Annotated in this window: 19 protein-coding genes and 1 tRNA gene; 11 read left to right on the top strand and 9 right to left on the bottom strand. The window is 65.4% G+C overall.

The features are described 5' to 3' along the window. Nucleotides 1-3: 3 nt before the first annotated feature. Both AC1DJB_RS07980 and AC1DJB_RS07975 read right to left on the bottom strand, forming a co-directional pair. Complete coding sequence (locus AC1DJB_RS07980; protein WP_059390255.1) at nucleotides 4-486, bottom strand: FHA domain-containing protein FhaB/FipA; 483 nt, start codon at nucleotides 484-486, stop codon at nucleotides 4-6. Nucleotides 487-491: 5 nt separating this feature from the next. Beyond that, nucleotides 492-1,235 carry an FhaA domain-containing protein gene (locus AC1DJB_RS07975; RefSeq protein ID WP_284988580.1) on the bottom strand — a complete coding sequence of 248 codons (744 nt, stop codon included), beginning with the start codon at nucleotides 1,233-1,235 and terminating at the stop codon, nucleotides 492-494. Between the two features lie 363 nt (nucleotides 1,236-1,598). On the opposite strand from AC1DJB_RS07975, the gene AC1DJB_RS07970 reads away from it, so the two are divergent. After that, a tRNA-Leu gene (locus tag AC1DJB_RS07970) sits at nucleotides 1,599-1,681 on the top strand. Between the two features lie 124 nt (nucleotides 1,682-1,805). Here AC1DJB_RS07970 and AC1DJB_RS07965 read toward each other — a convergent pair. Beyond that, nucleotides 1,806-2,513: a TetR/AcrR family transcriptional regulator gene (locus AC1DJB_RS07965; protein ID WP_441432818.1), complete on the bottom strand. Its 708-nt coding sequence runs from the start codon at nucleotides 2,511-2,513 to the stop codon at nucleotides 1,806-1,808. Nucleotides 2,514-2,620: 107 nt separating this feature from the next. Between AC1DJB_RS07965 and AC1DJB_RS07960 the strand changes: the two genes are divergently transcribed. The 5 genes from AC1DJB_RS07960 (at nucleotide 2,621) to AC1DJB_RS07940 (ending at nucleotide 9,008) form a co-directional block, all read left to right on the top strand. Next, nucleotides 2,621-4,012: a flavin monoamine oxidase family protein gene (locus AC1DJB_RS07960; RefSeq protein ID WP_476910132.1), complete on the top strand. Its 1,392-nt coding sequence runs from the start codon at nucleotides 2,621-2,623 to the stop codon at nucleotides 4,010-4,012. Nucleotides 4,013-4,176: 164 nt separating this feature from the next. Further along, nucleotides 4,177-4,935, top strand: a complete 759-nt coding sequence (locus AC1DJB_RS07955; protein ID WP_306964343.1) for a LamB/YcsF family protein — start codon at nucleotides 4,177-4,179, stop codon at nucleotides 4,933-4,935. Next, the gene (locus tag AC1DJB_RS07950; protein ID WP_476910131.1) at nucleotides 4,932-6,557 is read left to right on the top strand and encodes a 5-oxoprolinase subunit B/C family protein; all 1,626 of its coding nucleotides are present in this window, start codon (nucleotides 4,932-4,934) and stop codon (nucleotides 6,555-6,557) included. The genes AC1DJB_RS07955 and AC1DJB_RS07950 overlap by 4 nt, the downstream gene beginning before the upstream one ends. Beyond that, nucleotides 6,554-8,287, top strand: a complete 1,734-nt coding sequence (locus AC1DJB_RS07945) for an acetyl/propionyl/methylcrotonyl-CoA carboxylase subunit alpha (RefSeq protein WP_306964346.1) — start codon at nucleotides 6,554-6,556, stop codon at nucleotides 8,285-8,287. The genes AC1DJB_RS07950 and AC1DJB_RS07945 overlap by 4 nt, the downstream gene beginning before the upstream one ends. A gap of 34 nt (nucleotides 8,288-8,321) precedes the next feature. Next, nucleotides 8,322-9,008 (top strand): GntR family transcriptional regulator, encoded by a 687-nt coding sequence (locus AC1DJB_RS07940; protein WP_306964347.1) that lies wholly within the window; start codon nucleotides 8,322-8,324, stop codon nucleotides 9,006-9,008. A 25-nt stretch (nucleotides 9,009-9,033) separates the two neighbouring features. On the opposite strand, the gene AC1DJB_RS07935 is transcribed toward AC1DJB_RS07940, so the two are convergent. Continuing rightward, a complete protein-coding gene (locus tag AC1DJB_RS07935) occupies nucleotides 9,034-9,651 on the bottom strand; it encodes a hypothetical protein (RefSeq protein WP_284988590.1) in 618 nt (205 codons plus the stop codon). Nucleotides 9,652-9,800: 149 nt separating this feature from the next. Beyond that, nucleotides 9,801-10,250, bottom strand: a complete 450-nt coding sequence (locus AC1DJB_RS07930) for a DUF5997 family protein (protein WP_059388896.1) — start codon at nucleotides 10,248-10,250, stop codon at nucleotides 9,801-9,803. 133 nt (nucleotides 10,251-10,383) lie between these two features. Between AC1DJB_RS07930 and AC1DJB_RS07925 the strand changes: the two genes are divergently transcribed. The 4 genes from AC1DJB_RS07925 to AC1DJB_RS07910 all read left to right on the top strand — a co-directional run bounded on the left by AC1DJB_RS07925 (nucleotide 10,384) and on the right by AC1DJB_RS07910 (nucleotide 13,676). Next, nucleotides 10,384-11,187 (top strand): ABC transporter permease, encoded by an 804-nt coding sequence (locus AC1DJB_RS07925; RefSeq protein WP_476910130.1) that lies wholly within the window; start codon nucleotides 10,384-10,386, stop codon nucleotides 11,185-11,187. Beyond that, nucleotides 11,184-12,248 carry a sulfate/molybdate ABC transporter ATP-binding protein gene (locus AC1DJB_RS07920; RefSeq protein ID WP_476910129.1) on the top strand — a complete coding sequence of 355 codons (1,065 nt, stop codon included), beginning with the start codon at nucleotides 11,184-11,186 and terminating at the stop codon, nucleotides 12,246-12,248. Before AC1DJB_RS07925 ends, AC1DJB_RS07920 begins: the two co-directional genes overlap by 4 nt. 69 nt (nucleotides 12,249-12,317) lie before the next feature. Then, on the top strand, nucleotides 12,318-13,052 hold the full coding sequence (locus AC1DJB_RS07915; protein WP_441432858.1) for a LysR family transcriptional regulator substrate-binding protein: 735 nt from the start codon (nucleotides 12,318-12,320) through the stop codon (nucleotides 13,050-13,052). 3 nt (nucleotides 13,053-13,055) lie between these two features. After that, the gene (locus AC1DJB_RS07910) at nucleotides 13,056-13,676 is read left to right on the top strand and encodes a LacI family DNA-binding transcriptional regulator (RefSeq protein WP_059388898.1); all 621 of its coding nucleotides are present in this window, start codon (nucleotides 13,056-13,058) and stop codon (nucleotides 13,674-13,676) included. Between the two features lie 3 nt (nucleotides 13,677-13,679). Here AC1DJB_RS07910 and AC1DJB_RS07905 read toward each other — a convergent pair whose 3' ends face one another. From AC1DJB_RS07905 to AC1DJB_RS07890, 4 genes are all read right to left on the bottom strand, one after another. Continuing rightward, a complete protein-coding gene (locus tag AC1DJB_RS07905; protein ID WP_441432813.1) occupies nucleotides 13,680-14,666 on the bottom strand; it encodes a bile acid:sodium symporter family protein in 987 nt (328 codons plus the stop codon). Between the two features lie 237 nt (nucleotides 14,667-14,903). Then, a complete protein-coding gene (locus AC1DJB_RS07900; RefSeq protein ID WP_441432812.1) occupies nucleotides 14,904-16,403 on the bottom strand; it encodes a SulP family inorganic anion transporter in 1,500 nt (499 codons plus the stop codon). 6 nt (nucleotides 16,404-16,409) lie between these two features. Next, entirely contained in the window at nucleotides 16,410-17,513 is a 1,104-nt protein-coding gene (locus tag AC1DJB_RS07895) for a GTP pyrophosphokinase (protein WP_059388901.1), read from the bottom strand. 54 nt (nucleotides 17,514-17,567) lie between these two features. Further along, nucleotides 17,568-17,912: a hypothetical protein gene (locus tag AC1DJB_RS07890; protein ID WP_441432811.1), complete on the bottom strand. Its 345-nt coding sequence runs from the start codon at nucleotides 17,910-17,912 to the stop codon at nucleotides 17,568-17,570. A gap of 113 nt (nucleotides 17,913-18,025) precedes the next feature. Here AC1DJB_RS07890 and AC1DJB_RS07885 point away from each other — a divergent pair, with 113 nt between their 5' ends. After that, the gene (locus AC1DJB_RS07885) at nucleotides 18,026-18,835 is read left to right on the top strand and encodes an alpha/beta hydrolase (RefSeq protein WP_059388903.1); all 810 of its coding nucleotides are present in this window, start codon (nucleotides 18,026-18,028) and stop codon (nucleotides 18,833-18,835) included. Nucleotides 18,836-18,878: the final 43 nt, after the last annotated feature.

Genomic DNA, 18,878 nt, shown 5'->3' with positions numbered 1-18,878 from the left:
GGGCTACGCCCTCAATTCGATGACCGTCTTGCCGATCCTCACGGGGACGCCAAGCTCCACCGGCAGGGCTCGGGTCAGTTGCTGATCGGCGAGGTAGGTGCCGTTGGTGGAGCCAAGATCTTCGATGAACCATCGGCTGCCCTGGGGGAACAAGCGCGCGTGCCTGCCCGAAGCATAATCATCCTCGAGGACCAAGGTGGCCTCTTGTGCGCGGCCCAGCAGAATGGGGCTCGCGGCCAAAGGAAGCGTGGTGCCCTTGAGCGGGCCCTCGACGACGACGAGCTGGTGCGCCTGCTGCTTCACGGGCTGGGGCGGCGCCGGGGCGAGCTCCGGATGCTTGCGTACTTCGCGCGCCGTCGGAGTTCCCATGGCTGCCTTGCGGCCGATCACGAGATCGCGACGCATGGTCGAGACGATGCTGAAGATCAGTATCCAGAGCAACAGCAGGAAGCCGAAGCGGAGTGCGGTGATGGTCAGTTCGCTGATGTCGCTCACGGGCGCCCACCAGAGGGCTGGGGGAGAAGTCTGAAGATGATCTTGGTCCGTCCCATGGTGATGGTGGATCCGTCAGTAAGTTCTACACTGCCGTCCACTTTATGGCCGTTGACGTAACTTCCGTTGGTGGAACCGAGGTCGACGGCGCGGATGACTCCGTCTGCCGTCTGGATTTCCAAGTGCTTGCGGGAGACGCCGGTATCGTCCACCAGGATGTCGGCTTCGGATGACCTGCCCAGCACGATGGAAGGCGCGTTGAGGGAATAGCGTTGTCCGCCGATGTCCAGGACAGGCTGGAGCCGTGTGGGCTCGCGGCTCGGAGCGGCGGGCACAACGGGCCGGGGAGCAACGGGCGCGGCAGCCCCGCCGGATTTCTCGGTGCGGGACGTGATCTCGAAATGGCCTTCGCGCTGGGCATCGTCGTGACGGAAGGAGATCCGTACGGGACCCTGCAGAATGTAACCTTGGCTGCGCACGTGCTGGATGACGACGTCGCACAATTCTTCGGCCAGGGGAGTTCCCCAGTCCTGGGCGCGCGCGAAGTCTTCATCGCTCAAGAGAACGTCGAAAACGTTGGGTGCCAATGTTCGGCCGGCTGAAATGGTGATGGACTTGTTGTCCAGTTCACGGCGAAGCTTGCTGGCGATTTCCACCGGCTCCACCCGCGCCCGCGACCCGGTGGAGAAGACGCCTCGGACGGCCTTTTCGATGCCACGCTCAACCCTGTCAAGCAAGCCCATGGTCCTTCTCCTTCCGCTTCGTTGACCCGGCAGTATCAGTAGCCAAGACGAATCCCCGCAGTGGCCGGAGCGCACGCAGGAAGCCTGTCTTCAACCCCGATACTACTGGGCAAGACTGTGAATGGCCTTATTCCACAACGGCCGGAACGCCGGAAAAGTTCGCCGGGCTGCATCATTCCGGGATGCTTCTCGCGTGATTTCCGCATCATGTGGGGGACCGGCAATCCGTGGCGTCCCAGGGTTTTACGGCCCCGTCCCGGGTCGATTGGCGTTTTCAACAGGTTGTCCGTTATGCTTGATCTCGCTGCTTTCGCAGGGGTGAGGCCGGGGAAACCTGGTACGGCCCGGGCGAAAGAAAGTTGCGCGCGAGTGGCGGAACGGCAGACGCGCTGGCTTCAGGTGCCAGTATCCGAAAGGGTGTGGGGGTTCAAATCCCCCCTCGCGCACGCAATTCAAAGGAACCCCGGTCTCTGACCGGGGTTCCTTTGTTTAACTCACCGAACTCCCAACTGACTCGCAGTTGTTGTCGTTTTGGGGGCCCATAACGACAACAACTGCGAGCTAGTTGGGCTACGCCCGGAGCGCCCCAAGCCCGGTGATCAGCGCATCCAGGCCCATGCTGAACGCGAGGTCGGACGGGTAGTTGTTCCGCTCGGGTCCCAGGCTGCGGACAGCTGAGGTGAAGTGCGGCGTGGAGTCGGCCAAGCGGCCGGAATCGAAAATGTCCGCCGGCGCGTTAGCGTCGAAAGCGGCGCCGAAGATATAGGCCTCGAGGGCCACGATGCTCGGGATGATCTGCTTCTCCGGGAAACCCGCGCGGAGGAATCCCTCCGTCACAGCTTCGTACATGGCGAGCGTCTGCGGGGCGTCCGTCACGGGCAGGACCGCGATCACCGAGATCAGCGGGGTGTGCCTCGCGAAGATACCGCGGTAGGAATATGCCCATTGCCGGACGGCTTCCTCCCAGGGAAGCGTGCTGAAACCGCCGAAGTCGACCTTGGACATCAGGTCCTCTTCCACGAGCTTGAGGACTTCGTCCTTGGAGGACACGTGGTTGTAAAGGGCCGACGGCGCGACACCCAGGGAGCGGGCGAGGGCCGCCATGGTGAGGCCGTCGTAGCCCTTCTTGCTGATCAGTTCCAGCGCCGCCGCAGTGATGCCGTCCTGGTCCAGGACCGCCGCCATCGGCCGGCCTGCCCTGCGGCGCGCTTTGGTCTCGCCGGGAGCGGGGGTGGGTTCAGGCATCGCTGACCTTTCTGGAGGCTGTGTCCTCAGCATTATTCCATTTGGGTCTTCACAGCCGGGGCCAAGGCAGCTACAGTTGAGATAAATGAACGTCATTCATTTATTGGTCAGCCAACGGGGACGGCCACAGAAAGGACATCATGTTGAATCTTGATCGCGACGTCGTAATTGTCGGTGCCGGTCCGTCGGGGTTGACGGCCGCCCGCGAATTGAAGAAGGCCGGACTCAGCGTTGCCGTGCTCGAAGCGCGCGACCGCGTCGGTGGCCGTACGTGGACCGACACCATTGACGGGGCCATGCTGGAAATCGGCGGACAATGGGTGTCCCCTGACCAGACCGCCCTGATGGGGCTCCTGGACGAACTGGGCTTGAAGATGTACGCGCGCTACCGCGACGGCGAGTCTGTCTACCTGGCGCCGGACGGCAGCCGCACCCGTTACACCGGGGCTTCCTTCCCGGTGAGCGAAACCACCGCAGCCGAGATGGACAAGCTCACCGCCATCCTGGATGGCCTCGCCGCCGAGATCGGCCCTGAGGAACCCTGGGCCCACCCCAAAGCCCGCGAACTGGACACCATTTCCTTCCACCACTGGCTGCGCCAGAACTCCACGGACGAGGAAGCCTGCAATAATATCGGCCTCTTCATCGCCGGAGGCATGCTCACCAAGCCGGCCCATGCCTTCTCCGCGCTGCAAGCGGTCCTGATGGCGGCTTCCGCAGGTTCGTTCTCCAACCTGACGGACGAAGACTTCATCCTGGACAAGCGGGTTATCGGCGGCATGCAGCAGGTCTCCCTGCTGATCGCCGCGGAACTGGGCGACGACGTCGTACTTAACAGCCCGGTCCGCACCATCAATTGGGAGCCGGCGGGTGAAGGCCACCGCGTCACTGTTGAGTCCGAGCGCGCAAGCGTCAATGCGCGATTCGTGATCATGGCAGTCCCGCCGAACCTGTACTCCCGCGTTTCCTACAACCCGCCGCTGCCGCGCCGCCAACACCAGATGCACCAGCACCAGTCCCTGGGCCTGGTCATCAAGGTCCACGCTGTCTACAGCACGCCGTTCTGGCGCGAAGACGGCCTGTCCGGCACGGGCTTCGGCGCCGACGCCCTGGTCCAGGAGGTCTACGACAACACCAACCACGGAGACACCCGCGGAACCCTGGTGGGCTTCATCTCGGACGAAAAAGCAGACGCCGTCTTCGAGCTCAGCGCCGAGGACCGCAAGAAGAAGGTCCTTGAGTCCATCGCGAGCTTCCTGGGCGACAAGGCCCTGGATGCCGAGGTCTACTACGAATCCGACTGGGGTTCCGAGGAATGGACCCGCGGAGCCTACGCGGCCAGCTACGACCTGGGTGGTTTACACCGCTACGGCAAGGACCAGCACGCCAACGTTGGACCCATCTTCTGGTCCTCCTCCGATCTGGCCGCTGAAGGCTACCAGCACGTGGACGGAGCGGTCCGGATGGGCCAGGCAACTGCTGCCAGGATCGTCGCCGCCAACAGCCGCGTCGCTGCGGTACCGGTGGCCTAGGAACAGGTACTAATCCAAAAGTGAGGTCTCGTCCCTTTCGCTCGCTGAAAGGGTCGAGACCTCACGTGTGGAACCCGGGCAGTTGGCCCCGCAACCAAGATTGTTGAACAATCTTGGCATTTCAGGCATGATGGTGAGGTATTCAACCTGAGACGGGGATCACAATGCCTTTTATTGACCTCAACAGCGACGTCGGAGAATCGTTCGGCAACTGGACCATGGGGGACGACGCCGCAGTCTTCCGCTACGTGTCGAGTGCCAACGTGGCCTGCGGATTCCACGCCGGAGATCCCAGCACCATCGCCCGCACCTGCCGGGACGCCGCAGCCGCCGGAGTGACCATTGGCGCCCACGTGGGCTATCGGGACCTCGCGGGTTTCGGCCGCCGGTTCCTCGACTGCTCCGCATCGGAACTCGCCGACGACGTTCTCTACCAACTCGGCGCACTCCAAGCCCTGGCCCGTGCTGCCGGTTCCGAGATCAAGTACGTCAAGCCGCACGGTGCCCTCTACAACACGATCGTCCACCACGAGGTCCACGCCCAGGCAGTGGCCGACGCCGTCCATGCCTTCAGTCCCGGACTCCCGCTCCTTCTCCTGCCGGGCTCCGTCGCTCTCGCCAAGGCGGAAGCGAGGGGGCTCCGGGGAGTAGCCGAGGCGTTCGCCGACCGCGCCTATAACGCGGACGGCACCCTCGTATCGCGCCGCGAAGAAGGTGCCGTGCTCCACGATCACGCCGCCATCACGGAAAACATGGTCCGCCTGGCAACGGAGGGCAAAATCGTGGCCCGCGACGGTTCCATCCTGGACGTCCATGCAGAAAGCATCTGCGTCCACGGAGACACTCCCGGCGCCGTGGCCATGGCAGCCGCCGTCCGCGCGGGGCTCGAAGCCGCCGGCGTGACCGTGCGGAGCTTCGCGTGAGCCTCACGGGACTACGCTGGTCCGGCTCGCGTGCCCTCCTGGTGGAGCTTTCCGATCTCCCTTCCGTGCTGGCGTTTCATTCCCGGCTGCTTGCCGAGCCCCTGCCCGGCCAGCTCGATGCGGTCGCCGCGGCAGCCACCGTACTGATTAAGTTCGGCACGCATGCCGAGGCACTCGCGGCGCGCGCCGCCGTCGGGCATGTTGATCGAGGCGCGGTGCCGCTCGACAGTTCCCGCGACGTCACTATCGAAGTGGTGTACGACGGCGAGGACCTCACCGAGGTGGGCGTGCTCACCGGTCTGGGCCGGGACGGCGTGGTGGCCGCGCACACGGGCCAGCTCTGGACCGCGGCTTTCGGCGGCTTCGCCCCGGGCTTCACGTACTTGCTCGGCGAGAACCGCAGCCTCGATGTTCCGCGTCGCAACTCGCCCCGGACCTCCGTTCCCGCCGGTTCCGTGGCGCTCGGCGGAACGTTCTCCGCCGTCTACCCGCGGCAATCCCCGGGCGGCTGGCAGCTGATCGGACGTACGACGGCGGTCCTCTGGGATCTCGAGCGGGAGTCGCCGGCGCTTGTCCGCCCAGGAGATAGGGTCCGGTATGTCGCTGTCCGCGAGGCCATCGCGTTGACTCCGGCACCACATGCCGCCCGCGAATTCACCGGACCCGCCCTCGTGGTGGACTCACCCGGACCGCAATCGCTGGTCCAGGACCTCGGCCGCCCTGGACTGGGGGACTTGGGAGTCTCAGCGGCGGGCGCCGTGGACCAGCAATCGATGCGTCAGGCCAATCGCCTGGTGGGCAACGAACCCGGTACCGCGGTTGTGGAAACGGTGCTTGGCGGACTCACGGTCCGGGCCGCCGGCGACCAGGTACTCGCGGTTGCCGGGGCGGTGGTCCCCATGGAAATCCGCGATGCCTCCGGGGCGCCGGCCCGCCGCGCCGCGATGTGCGCGCCCTTCGCTCTCCTGGACGGCGAATCCCTCAGCCTGGGCGATCCGACCCTCGGGGCCCGCAGCTACCTTGCCGTCCGCGGCGGGATTGATGTTGATCCGGTGCTCGGCAGCCGCTCAAGCGACTCGATGTCCGGAATCGGTCCCGCGCCACTGTCGGCCGGGACCAGCCTCCCCGTGGGAAGAGCGCCGCTTTTCCAGATGGTCGGCGCCTCCGAGGAATCCACGCTCCGGCTAGGAGCGGTCTCTTCGGAGCTGCGGATCACCTTGGGCCCGCGGGACGACTGGTTTGATTCCCGGGCCCTGGAGGCGCTCACGCAGGAGGACTGGCTCACCACCGAACAGTCCAACAGGATCGGTGTCCGGCTCAGGCCGGGAAGCAACCGTCCGCTCGAACGGAACCCCGACCGCGGCGCCGGCGAGCTCCCGAGTGAAGGTACGGTTGCCGGCGCCCTCCAAGTTCCCCCCAGCGGACACCCGGTCCTCTTCCTGGCCGACCACCCGGTGACCGGCGGGTATCCGGTGATTGCCGTCGTCGTACCCGAAGACCTGCCGACGGCGGCGCAATTGCCGCCCGGCCATACCGTGCGGTTCACGATCGTGGACCCCGCAACCCTTGAACCACTTGAACCTGCCGTTGCCGGCGCTGTCTCCGAAGGAACCCAGCCATGAAAAAGGTCCTGATCGCCAACCGCGGCGAGATCGCCGTGCGGATTGCCCGCGCCTGCTCAGACGAGGGCTTGCAGTCTGTTGCCGTGTACTCGGACCCCGACGCCGATGCCCTCCACGTGCGGTTCGCCGACGAGGCCTACGCGCTGCGCGGTTCCACCGGCGCCGAGACGTACTTGGACATCGCCAAGCTGATCGACGTCGCCCGCCGTGCCGGTGCCGACGCCGTGCATCCCGGATATGGATTCTTGTCCGAGAACGCCGACTTCGCGCAGGCCGTCATTGACGCCGGCCTCACGTGGATCGGCCCCGCGCCGCAGTCGATCCGGGAGTTGGGCAATAAAGTGACGGCCCGCGAGATCGCCGTCCGCGCAGGGGCTCCGCTTGTGCCGGGCAGCGACGGTCCTGTGGCCAACGCCGCTGAAGTACTTGCCTTCGCCTTGGAACACGGCATGCCCGTGGCCATCAAAGCTGCTTTTGGCGGGGGAGGCCGCGGGCTCAAGATTGCGCGGCGCCTGGAAGACATCGAGGACTCCTTCGAATCCGCCGTGCGTGAATCCAAGGCGGCCTTCGGACGTGACGAATGCTTCGTGGAACGCTTCCTGGACCAACCGCGGCACGTTGAGGCGCAGATCCTGGCCGATATGCACGGCAACGTGGTGGTCCTCGGAACCCGTGATTGCTCCCTGCAGCGTCGCAACCAGAAGCTCGTGGAAGAGGCGCCCGCACCCTTCCTGAGCCCTGAACAGCGCACGCTTATCCACGAATCGGCCAAAGCCATTTGCCGTGAGGCGGGATACTACGGCGCCGGAACCGTGGAATACCTCGTGGCCGTGGATGGCACCATCTCCTTCCTCGAGGTCAACACGCGCCTGCAGGTAGAGCATCCCGTCACCGAAGAAACCTCCGGGGTGGACCTGGTCCGCGAACAGTTTCGGATCGCCGCAGGCGGCATCCTCTCCCTGACCGAGGACCCTGAGCCCACAGGACACGCCTTCGAGTTCCGCCTCAACGCCGAAGATCCGGCACGCGGCTTCCTTCCCGGCCCCGGTACCGTGGAAGTCTTCGAAGCGCCCACCGGTCCGGGCATCCGCGTGGACTCGGGAGTTCGCTCCGGCTCGGTGGTTCCCGGGGAATATGACTCCCTCCTGGCCAAGCTGATTGTCCGGGGCGAGGACCGGCAGCAGGCCCTGCGCCGCGCCCGGGTTGCCCTGGATGAGATGCAGATCAAGGGTTTGCCCACCGTGCTTCCCTTCCATCGGGCCGTGGTCCGCCACGAGGCCTTCACCTCGGAGGACAAGCTCGGCGTGTACACCACGTGGATCGAGACCGAGTTCGCCGAGGAGCTGGCCGCCTCCCCGGAAATCGCCCGCGTGGTCCCCGGCTCCGAACGCAGCACGTTCACGGTGGAGCTGGACGGCAAGGCGATGCAGCTTGGGCTCCCCCTCCGCTTGTTCGAAGCGCTGATGAGCGGCGGTGGCGGTTCGGCGGCTGCTACCGCTGCGCCTGTTGCGGCCGACGACGCCGGGCTCGCCTCGCCGATGTCCGGCTCGCTGGTGAAGTGGCTGGTTGAGGACGGTGCGGCAGTGGAAGTCGGACAGCCCGTGGCAGTGTTGGAAGCCATGAAGATGGAAACCACCGTCCCGGCCCACCGTTCCGGCACCGTGGCGCGCGGTCCGCACGAGCCGGGCACCGCCGTCGGGCGCGGAGAAGTGCTCGCGAGCATCGGCTGAGGTTCGCACGGTCGCCGTTCGGTAGATTTGGGGCATGCCCATGAACGCTGCGCTTCAAGGAATCGCCGACGCCGGCCACGCCACCCACGCCCATACCGGGGCTTGGGTTGCCGCCCAGCTTCGCCAGCGCATCTCCGACGGCCTGTTGCCGCCCGGCACGAAGCTCTCCGAGCAAGCCCTGTCCGAGGCGCTCGGCGTTTCCCGGAACACCCTGCGGGAGGCCTTTACGGTGCTGGCCGGTGAATCCGTGGTCCAGCGCATCCCCAACCGCGGCGTGTTCGTAGCCGCCCCGGGAGCCGACGACGTCCGCGAAATCTACCGGGTGCGCCGCCTGATTGAGCCGGCGGCCGTGTTGTGGGGCGATGTCCCGGCCGGAGCCCTCGACGCTATGGACGTGATCGTGGACAAGGCCCGGGCCGCCCTTGCCGAGGGATCGGTGGCCGGCATGGCGGACGCCAACCAGGAGTTGCACAAGGCCTTGGTGTCGCTGTCCGGAAGCGCCTCCCTGGACGCATTGATGGAGAAAGTGCTGGCCGAGATGCGATTGGTCTTCCACGCAATGGCCACCACTCCCGACTTCCACGGGCATTATGTGGAACGGAACGCCGCCTTGGTTGCCCAGATCCGCAACGGACAGCGGGAAGAGGCCGCAGCCGAGTTGCGCCGCTACCTCGACGGTGCCGAGCACGAACTCCTGGTGCACATCGGGGCAATTCCGTAGGCAGCGGGCACTCGACGCCAGCCAGTTACGGTGCGGAAACGCCCGCCGCCGCTTCGGCTTCGGCCATCGCCACATCCAACCGCTCGACGGCGCGGGCATAGTCCGTCCCCGCGGTGAGGCGGCAGCGTTGGGCTTCCTGCAGCGCACGGACCAACGCGGCGGTTTGCGGAACGTTGACATCGCTCATGCCGGGGAAGTCGATGCCCTTGGCGGGATCCAGCTCATACCGTTGCCAGCGGGCCAAGAGGGCGTCGTGACGGGCTGCCGCTTCCGTGAAACCGCTCCGATTTTGACGCTTCTGCTCCAGTTTCCGGCCGACAGCAAAGGCGGTGGCAGCGGCACCCATGGCGAGGAAGAGCATCAAGAGCCCGACGGCGGGCGAGCCCAACGCGGGGATGACGACTGCGGGGACAATCACCACGAGTCCGGCGAAGATGTTCCAGAAGGTGGCGTCCGGCTCTTTGACGGGTTCCCGATCGCGTTGGCCGAGGGGCGCCTGCAAGGCGAGGCGGCCGCCGTCGGGGGCTGCGTGGATGACCGCTTTCCGGACGGTGTTGACGGTGAAGGCCACCGCGCACGTGAGCAAGACCGCCCACAGCCCGATCTCCCAGACCGTCAGCTGGATTCCAGTTGTGGCGGGCAATCGGACCACCTCCACGCGAATGCGCACCCCTTTGAAATCAGTATGCGCCGAGGAAGGCCCGGAGGCGAGAGCCCGAATCGGGCTTAAGGGCAGCAAGGCAGGGCACCCTGGCCCGGGTGCCCTGCCTTGCTGCTGAAGTGGGCTGGAGCTTAAGCGTGGTCCCGCTTGGATGCCTTGGGCGCGTCCCGCTTGGCAGCGGCGTTCGTCTTGGCGTCCTTCGTGGCTTCTTTTTTGGCAGCTTCTTCCTTGATGCGCTTTGCCTCGGAGCGCACGGCTGCGTGCGTGGCGCGCTCGACGACGAGCCACTGCGGGGGAGCTGCCAGCAGTTCGGTGATTTCCGCCGTCGTCAGGGGCTCGGTGATTCCGCCGCGGGCGAGGCCGCTGATGGAGACATTCAGCTTCTGTGCCACCACGGGACGCGGGTGCGGACCCGTCCGGCGGAGCTCGGCGAGCCACTCCGGGGCGTTGGCCTGGAGCTCGGCGAAATCGGCGCGGGTGATTTCCGAATCCTGGAACTCCTGGGGTGTTGCAGGCAGGTAGATGCCAAGTTTCTTGGCAACGGTGGCCGGCTTCATGGACTGGGAGTTTGCAGAGGTCATGGTTCAAGGGTATCCGCCCCCGCAGCGAAGTGGCACAGCCGCTGTTCTAGGATGAATCCATGCCGCACATACGAGTCGCCGGGGGCGCCCGGAAAGTCCTGGTGACGCAAGCCCCGGCGTACCGTAGGCGCAGATGAACTTCAGCGGGATTCCACGGTGGGTGTATGGCCTTGCGGTAGTGGGCGGCTTGTTCGTCCTGTTGCCGCTGGCCGCCATGGTCGCAAAGGTCAATTGGGCGCAATTCATCCCGCTAGTGACCTCCGAATCCTCGCTCACGGCGTTGGGCCTCAGCCTCCGCACTTCAGCAGCGAGCACCGCGCTCTGCGTCGTTTTCGGAATCCCCTTGGCACTTGTCCTTGCCCGCCGGCCCTTCCGCGGGCAGCGGCTCCTCCGTGCCTTCGTCCTCCTGCCCCTGGTGTTGCCGCCGGTAGTGGGCGGTATTGCGCTGCTCTACACGTTCGGGCGGCAGGGTCTCTTGGGCAAGAGCCTTGAGCTCGCGGGCATCCAGATCGCCTTTTCGACGACGGCGGTGGTCCTGGCCCAGACGTTCGTCGCCTTGCCGTTCCTGGTGGTGAGCCTCGAGGGTGCCTTGCGGACGGCCGGCAACCGATACGAAGCCGTTGCCGCGACGCTCGGCGCCCGCCCCACCACCATCCTGCGCCGGGTGACCGTACCCATGGTCCTTCCCGGTCTTGCGTCGGGGGCGGTATTGTCCTTTGCCCGCAGCCTGGGCGAGTTCGGGGCCACGCTGACTTTCGCGGGGAGCCTGCAAGGTGTCACTCGGACATTGCCTCTCGAAATCTACCTGCAGCGCGAGACCGACGCGGACGCCGCCGTCGCCCTTTCACTCGTGCTTGTCGCCGTGGCGGTGATCGTCGTCGGACTGTCTTACCGGCGTCCCCACCGCGCAGACATTCCCGCGGAGGCCGCCGCGTGAGTTTCCACATCGACGCCACCGTTCGGGCCCGAAACCTCGACGTGTCATTGAGCGTTGGGCAAGCGGAAACCGTGGCGATCCTCGGCCCCAACGGGGCCGGAAAGTCGACGCTTCTGTCCGTCGCGGCGGGACTCGTGCGGCCGGATGCCGGCTGTGCCCGCCTAGGCGACCAGGTTCTTTTCGACCTCGACGGCGGCAGCAGGGTATGGACCCCTCCACACCTTCGCGGTACGGCACTGTTGGCCCAGGAACCGTTGCTTTTCCCGCACCTGAGCGTCCTCGACAACGTGGCTTTCGGCCCGCGCATTGCAGGCGCTTCCCGGGCGGAATCACGCGAAACCGCGCGGTACTGGCTTGCCGAAGTCGACGTCATGGAGTTCGCCGGGAGGAAGCCCGGGCAGCTGTCCGGGGGACAAGCCCAGCGTGTTGCGGTGGCCCGCGCGTTGGCGGCCAGTCCCGAATTGCTGCTCCTTGACGAACCCATGTCCGCCCTGGACATCCACGCCGCTCCGCACTTGCGCCGGCTCCTGAAACGCGTCCTGTCCGGGCGTCGGGCCCTGATCATTACCCACGACGTCCTGGATGCGCTCATGCTCGCGGACCGCGTAATCGTCATGGACAAGGGCAGGATTGTGGAAGAAGGCGCCACCCGCGAGGTCTTCCGACGTCCACGAAGCCAGTTCGCCGCTGGTCTGGCCGGAGTGAACCTCATGTCCGGCACCGTCACGGAGGACGGACTCAGGACGCTCGCCACCGCGGAGCTTCCCGATCTTCATGTCGCGGGACACCTCGACGACGAAGCGGAACCGGGCGAGCCCGGCGTCGCCGCTTTCCCGCCGTCGGCCGTTTCCATCTTCCTGGACGCCGCCCACGGCAGCCCGCGCAACTCGTTCCCGGTTGCGATCACTGATCTTGAACCGCATGGGGACCATATCAGGGTCCGGGCCGGCGATCTGGCGGCGGACATCACGCCCTCTGCGTCCGCCGAGCTGGGACTGGAGCCTGGCTCGCGCGTCTTCTTCGTGGTGAAGGCCACGGCGGTCCAGGTGTACGCGGCGTAGCTTGCGCGGGCGCTGCGTTGGCTGCCGCCCGCGCGGTACTGTGAACTGGTGCCATCCGATCAAGAATCCCTGCCCGCCGTCGGCGTCCCCGACGCCTCCGACGCCGAAACAAGCGGCCCCCAGGGGCTGACTTTCGCCTACGTCGCCGGCGTGACGCCCGGGAAATGGATCCGGCGCTGGGAAGAGCGCATGCCCGACGTTCCGCTGCACTCGTTCATGTCCGACGACGGTGCGCAGCTAGAGGTCCTGCGCGACGGTTCCGCGGAGCTCAGCTTTGTCCGCCTGCCGGTGGATCGCGACGGACTCCACGTCATCCCGCTCTACGAAGAGCAGGCTGTGGTGGTGGCCCCGAAGGGCCACGAAATCTCGGTGTTCGAAGAGGTGGCGTTGGAGGACCTCGCGGAGGAGAACTTCCTGGATGTCGCCGCGATGGGCGGGCCGGAGATGGCCATGCAGGTGGTGGCCTCGGGCGCCGGTCTCGTGATCCTACCGATGTCGGTGGCCCGGCATTTCAACGTCAAGGACACGGTAGCGCGGCGCCTGACCGGGGCCGAAGGGACGCAGATCGCCCTGGCCTGGCCGAGCGACTCCTCAAGCGAGGTCATCGAGGAATTCATTGGCATCGTCCGGGGGCGAACCGCCCAGAGCTCGAGGCAGCCTTCGGCGCAGCAGGAGAAGCCCAAGAAGGCACCCAAGCCGGACCGCCGCGGCACCGGCGCGAAAAAGCCGGCAGTCGCTCAGCGCTATGCCCCGAACCCGGACAAGGGCCGGGGCAAGGGCTCCCGCAAGAAAGGAAAGCGCTAGGCCATGGGACTTGGAGCGAAGCCGACCATCCGGGACGTCGCCAAGAGCGCCGGCGTTTCCCTCACCACCGTGTCCTACGTCTTGTCCGGGCGCCTCGGTGGCACCACCCGCATCAGCGAAGCAACACAAGAGCGCGTCCAGGCCGCGGCCAAGGAACTGGGTTACGTACCAAACCAAGCGGCCCGCGGAATGCGCCGCGGCAAGACCGACCTCGTGGCGATCGCCATCGGAGACTTGGAATGGCCGTGGGACCGGGCCTTGGCAACGGCCGCCGCACGCATTTTGCCTCAGCACGGCTACTTGCCCGTGATCCTCATCGGCGAAGGGTGGCGGCGGTTCATGCTCTCCGGCGGTGCCGACGGCGCCATCATCGGGGCTCTCCCGCCCGGCACCCTTCTTGACCTCACGGTGGGGGAGTTGGCCAGGCGCGGAGTAGCCCAGGTCATCATTTCGGACACGATGCAGCCTGCCGGGTTCGATGTCCTGGCCCCCGGATCCGCGGGCGGGACTCCGGAACCGGAAGCGCTCGAAGGAGCCATCACACTGCTCCTTGACCGGCTCGCAGGACGCACCATCGGCGCGGGAACCACCAAGGCGGCGCCTTGGGAGTTCAAGACGCCGTAGCTGTCAGCCCTCCTTGAGCGGCTTCCGGGCCAGCCAGGCCGCGACGATGGCACCGGAAACGTTGTGCCACAGGGAGAATACGGCCGACGGCAACGCTGCCAGGGGCGTGAAGTGCGCGGTCGCAAGAGTGGCGGCAAGACCGGAATTCTGCATGCCCACCTCGAATGCGAGGGCCCGGCGTGCCTTGCCATCGAGGCGGCCCAGCTTGCCCGCCAGGTAGCCCAGGCCGAGGCCGAAGCCATTGTGGAGAACCACCGCGAGGAAGACGATGCCGCCCGCGGCAACGATCTTGCCGGCGCTACCCGCCACCACCACGGCGACGATCAGTGAGATCACGACGGCGGATGCCCAGGGAAGTGCCGGCAGCACCTTGCGCACGAGCTTCTTGAGGAAGAGTCGGGCCGCCAGCCCTCCGATGACCGGGAGGAGGACCGTCTTGACGATGTCCAGGACCATGGAGCCGGCATCGATGTTCAGGAAGGAACCCGCGAGGAAAAACACCAACAAAGGGGTCACGATCGGGGCAATGAGGGTGGAAACGGAGGCGACGGCCACCGACAGCGCAACGTCACCCTTCGCCAGGAAAGCCATCACGTTGGAGGCCGTGCCCGACGGCGCGCAGCCCACCAGGATCAAGCCCACTGCCAGCTGGGGTTCCAGGTTGAGCGCGACCGCGATCAGCCAACCAGCACCCGGCATGATGATGTAGTGGGCGACGATGCCCAGAACCACAGCCCAAGGGCGCTTCGCCACCGATGCGAAGTCCGGAGGGGTAAGGGTCAGGCCCATGCAGAACATGATGATGCCCAGCAAGAACGGAACGCTTGGTGCCAGTGGTTTGAAGGCGTCGGGAAGCAGGAAACCGGCCACTCCGGCGAGAACCACGAGGACGGGAAAGACCGTGACCGCGATCCTGGCGATTTTGGCTTCCGCGGCCAGTGCCGGATTCAGGACGGGGGCTTCTGCGGGGTTGGTTGTTGCCTCAAGCATCGTTCTATCGTGGCACTGTGGTTGAACGTGCGCCCAATCCGTGACCCGGATCGGGCCAATATGTCAGATGACCGTCGTTTCCCAGCCCAACTAGCTCGCATTTGTTGTCGTTTTGAGGGCTCGTAACGACAACAAATGCGTGGGCCCACGCCGCCAGGGTTCCCTGGCCGAGCTTGCGAGGCTAGGGTGGCGGTGGGGATCAGTTGGGGGCGCGATCGTTGGGTGTGCCGGTGGACGTTAGCCTGCGTTGAGCTTGCCTGCAAGCCGTTCGCGCATCCGGACGCTCGCCGCGTTGAGGCCAACCAGCTCCACCTCGCGGCCGTGCCTGCGGTATTTCTCGGTCACGGAATCCAATACGGCAACGGTGGAAGCGTCCCAGATGTGCGAGGCGTGAAGATCGATGACCACGTGGTCGATTCCCTCCGAGGAATCCTTCGCATAGTCGAACTGCGTGTAGAGATCGTTGGAGGAAGCGAAGAACAACTCGCCATCCACCGTGTAGCTCGCCACGGTCCGGCCGTTGAGCTCAAGTTCACTCCGCTCCAGCGTGGCGAAATGGGCCACTCGGCGGGCAAACAGCACCATGGCCGTGACGACACCGGCTCCCACCCCAATAGCCAGGTTGTGCGTCGCCACCACCACGGCCACCGTCACGAGCATGACGCCGGTCTCGGACTTCGGGAGTCGCTTGAGGGTCGCCGGCCGGATCGAATGCCAGTCAAAGGTGATGAGGGAAACGAAGATCATCACAGCCACCAAAGCGGCCATGGGAATCATGCCCACCACGTCCCCGAGCGCCACCACGAGGACCAGCAGGAACCCTCCGGCCAGGAAGGTCGAGAGCCGGCTGCGGGCGCCCGAACCCTTCACGTTGATCATGGTCTGCCCAATCACGGCGCAGCCGCCCAAGCCACCCAGGAATCCGGTGACGATGTTGGCGATGCCTTGGCCCCAGGACACCCGGGCCTTGTTGGAGCGGGTATCCGTGATGTCATCCACGAGCTTGGCCGTCAAGAGGGACTCCAGGAGGCCAACCAGCGCCATGGACAAAGCGAACGGGGCAATGGTCTGGAAGGTTTCCCAGGTCAAAGGCACGTTGGGCAGAAAGAAACCGGGAAGGCTATTGGGAAGTTCGCCCTTGTCGTGCACCGTGGGGACGCGGACGCCGGCCAGCGTCGTGACGATCGTGAGGGCGACGACGGCCACCAAAGGCGCGGGCACCGCTGTCGTTATTTTGGGCAGGCCGAACACTATCAGCAGCCCGACGGCCACAATCGGGTACACCATCCAGGGGACGCCGATGAGTTCAGGCAGCTGCGCCATGAACACCAGAATGGCCAAGGCATTCACGAATCCGATCATCACCGAGCGCGGAATGAAGCGCATGAGCCGCGTGACCCCCAGGACCGCCAGGACGATTTGGAAGACCCCGGCCAGGATGACCGTGGCAATCAGGTAGTTCAGCCCGTGATCCTTCATGACGGGGGCGATCACGAGGGCGACGGCGCCGGTGGCTGCCGAGATCATAGCCGGCCGGCCACCCACGATCGCCGTGGTGACCCCCATCGTGAAGGACGCGAAGAGGCCGATGCGCGGATCCACGCCGGCGATCACGGAGAACGCAATGGCCTCCGGAATGAGCGCAAGCGCCACCACCAACCCGGCCAATGCTTCCGTCTTGAGCCTGCGGGGAGAGCGCAGTGTGAAACGGAGGGACTGGAGCTGCTCGGGTGTCATGGGTCCTTAGCTGTTGGTCAGGCGGTACCGCTCAATCTGCTTGAGACGCCGCTGGAGGCTGTCCCGCCGGGGGTGGGGGACGACGTCGGGCGCCTCGGCGGTGAGGTCGATGTGTTCAGTGCCGTACTGCCAGAGCAGGAGGTCATCCAGGAGGCGGTCCGGTCCAGGGGAGTAACGGTGATCCAGGGCTTTGCGGACCTCGGTGATCCGGTTGGCGCTGAGGAGACCGGCGAGTTCCACGGTCTTGTTCAGTCCGTGGGCCGCGAGAAGCTCCGCAGCCCAACCCCAGTCGTCATCAACTTTACGGTCAACGTGGGGAAGCAGCGTCCGCCAGACGTCACGCACCCGGTTGGGCGTGAGGGGCATGGAGCCTTCGCCGTCGAGATCCCAGTAGCCGCGGACTTCCTCGTAGCGTTCGTGGAGGTCGGCGAAGGCGCTTTCCACGGTTTCCAGCATTGCGGCTGTAGCAGTGAACTGGCGGTCGAAATGCGGTGTCCAAGCGCGCGGATCCTCGGCCTTGAAGCGGATGTCGTGTTCGATCTCGCTCCAGGCATGCGCAAAAACCGTACGTATCTGGCATTCGAAGAAGTAGCTGCCATTGGGCGGAATGTCCGGATTGAAGACCTGTTGGTAGGCCTTCACGGACTCGTTTTGGATGGTGCGGAGGATGAGGTGGCGGCTGGAATATCCGTAGGTGCCGGACTCGATGGAGCCGATGTCCTTCTCAAGGTCTCCGCGGCAATCGAAAAGCTGGCGCTGGCGCTTGATCAAGTTGGCAACCGCGGCGTTCTCGGCCGGGAGCTTGGTGATGACGCGCAGCCCCACCATGTCGTTCAAGGTCCGGAAGGGATCCGGGAACTTCAGCACCCGCGGACCCCCCTCCAGGGGCACCTCGGTGCGGGAAATCTTCTCCCGGAAAGATTCGACCGTCTTGGTGCGTCCCGTGACGAAGAGGGGCACGGACTCGCTGTTCTTGAGCATGTCCCGCAAGGTCAACAGGACATCGCGGGTGACAAGTTTCAGGGCAGGCCGGACGCGTTCGTAAAGCTCCACGTTCGCCTGTACTGATTCGCGCAGCTGAGGATCCAAGCTGTCCCAATTGCTAGCCATGCCTCCAGCTTACGGGGGAGGTCCGACAGTGGAGCTGAGCCGGGCCCTCTGGCGCTACCGGTGCGCCACCTGGAAGCATGCAACATCGTATTGGGAGGTGGGGGAGTAGTTCTGTCCACCCACTCCGCCGTTGATGCTGTTGATGCCCGGCTCGTTGAATGGCGATCCTGGGCTGTTGGCGGCATTGCCGGGTGTGTTCGGTTCGAGGGATTGGCAGGACTGGTTAGGCTTTCCAGTTCCAGGCGGGTTTGCCGCCGAAGCCGGCGCAGCCACAGCCAGCACGCTCAAGGTCAAAGCCACAAGAACCGACGCGGAGATACGACGGATCATTGAAATCACGTCCGGGTAAAGAAGCATTTCCCGCAAAAACGCGGGAGTGAAGCGAGGGTAGCGCTTCACCCCTGAGGGTACGCTCGGGCAGTGGCTACAGGAAGGCTCCGCGTGGATCCTCAGGCCATCGTTCCCGCTCCGCGGCGCTCCTCCGCGATAGGCTCGGCACAAAGGAGGACACGATGAAGCGGCACAAGTACTACTACGGCCAGCACTCCAGCCAATGGGGCGAGCTGTTCGTACCCGATTCGCTACAACCACACCGCAACAAACCCGATGGAGTGGTGGTGGTGATCCACGGAGGCTATTGGCGCTCCCAATACGGCGCCGAACTCGGTGAGCCGATTGCCCGGGATCTCGCTGCACATGGAATTGCCGCCTGGAACCTTGAATACCGGAGGGCCGGAAACGGTGGCGGCTGGCCGCATACGTTCGAAGATGTCCTCGATGGGATCGACCACTTGGGCGAGATTGCCGGCAAACATGAACTTAATCTGAACAAAGTGGTGGCACTGGGACACTCCGCAGGCGGCCATCTCGCGGTTTGGGCGGCCGGGCGGGAAAAACTCTCCAAAATCGGCGCCCCGGACGCCGACCGCCAGCTCCATCGCCATGACAACGGTGCGGCAGTGCGGCTCACCGGCGTTGTGAGCCAGTCTGGCCTGCTGAACCTTGCCGACGCCGAGCGGCTCAACCTGAGCAACGGCGCCGTCGACAACCTCATGGGTGGCGACTCGGTAAGATACCCCAAACGGCATATCTATGCGGACCCCATGAGGTCGCTGCCCATCCCCGTACCGGTCTTCGCGGTCCATGCTGCATCGGACGAGGATGTCCCGTGCAGCCAGTCCGAGGCTTATGTTGCCGCAGCCACCGCTTCCGGGGGCGCGGCCCAGTTCCTCAAGGTGCCTGGCGACCATTTCGACCTGATCGATCCCAGGGCCGTTGCGTACAAGAAGTGCCGGGAGTTGGTGCAGCGGCTGCTCGCGTGACGGTTTGCCGGCAAAGTCACCGGCTGTCATCGAGAGACGCACA

This window comes from Arthrobacter sp. 01T428 (assembly GCF_056398685.1).
The sequence above is the reverse complement of the archived record's forward strand: the minus strand, read 5'-3'. Positions and strand labels throughout refer to the sequence as shown.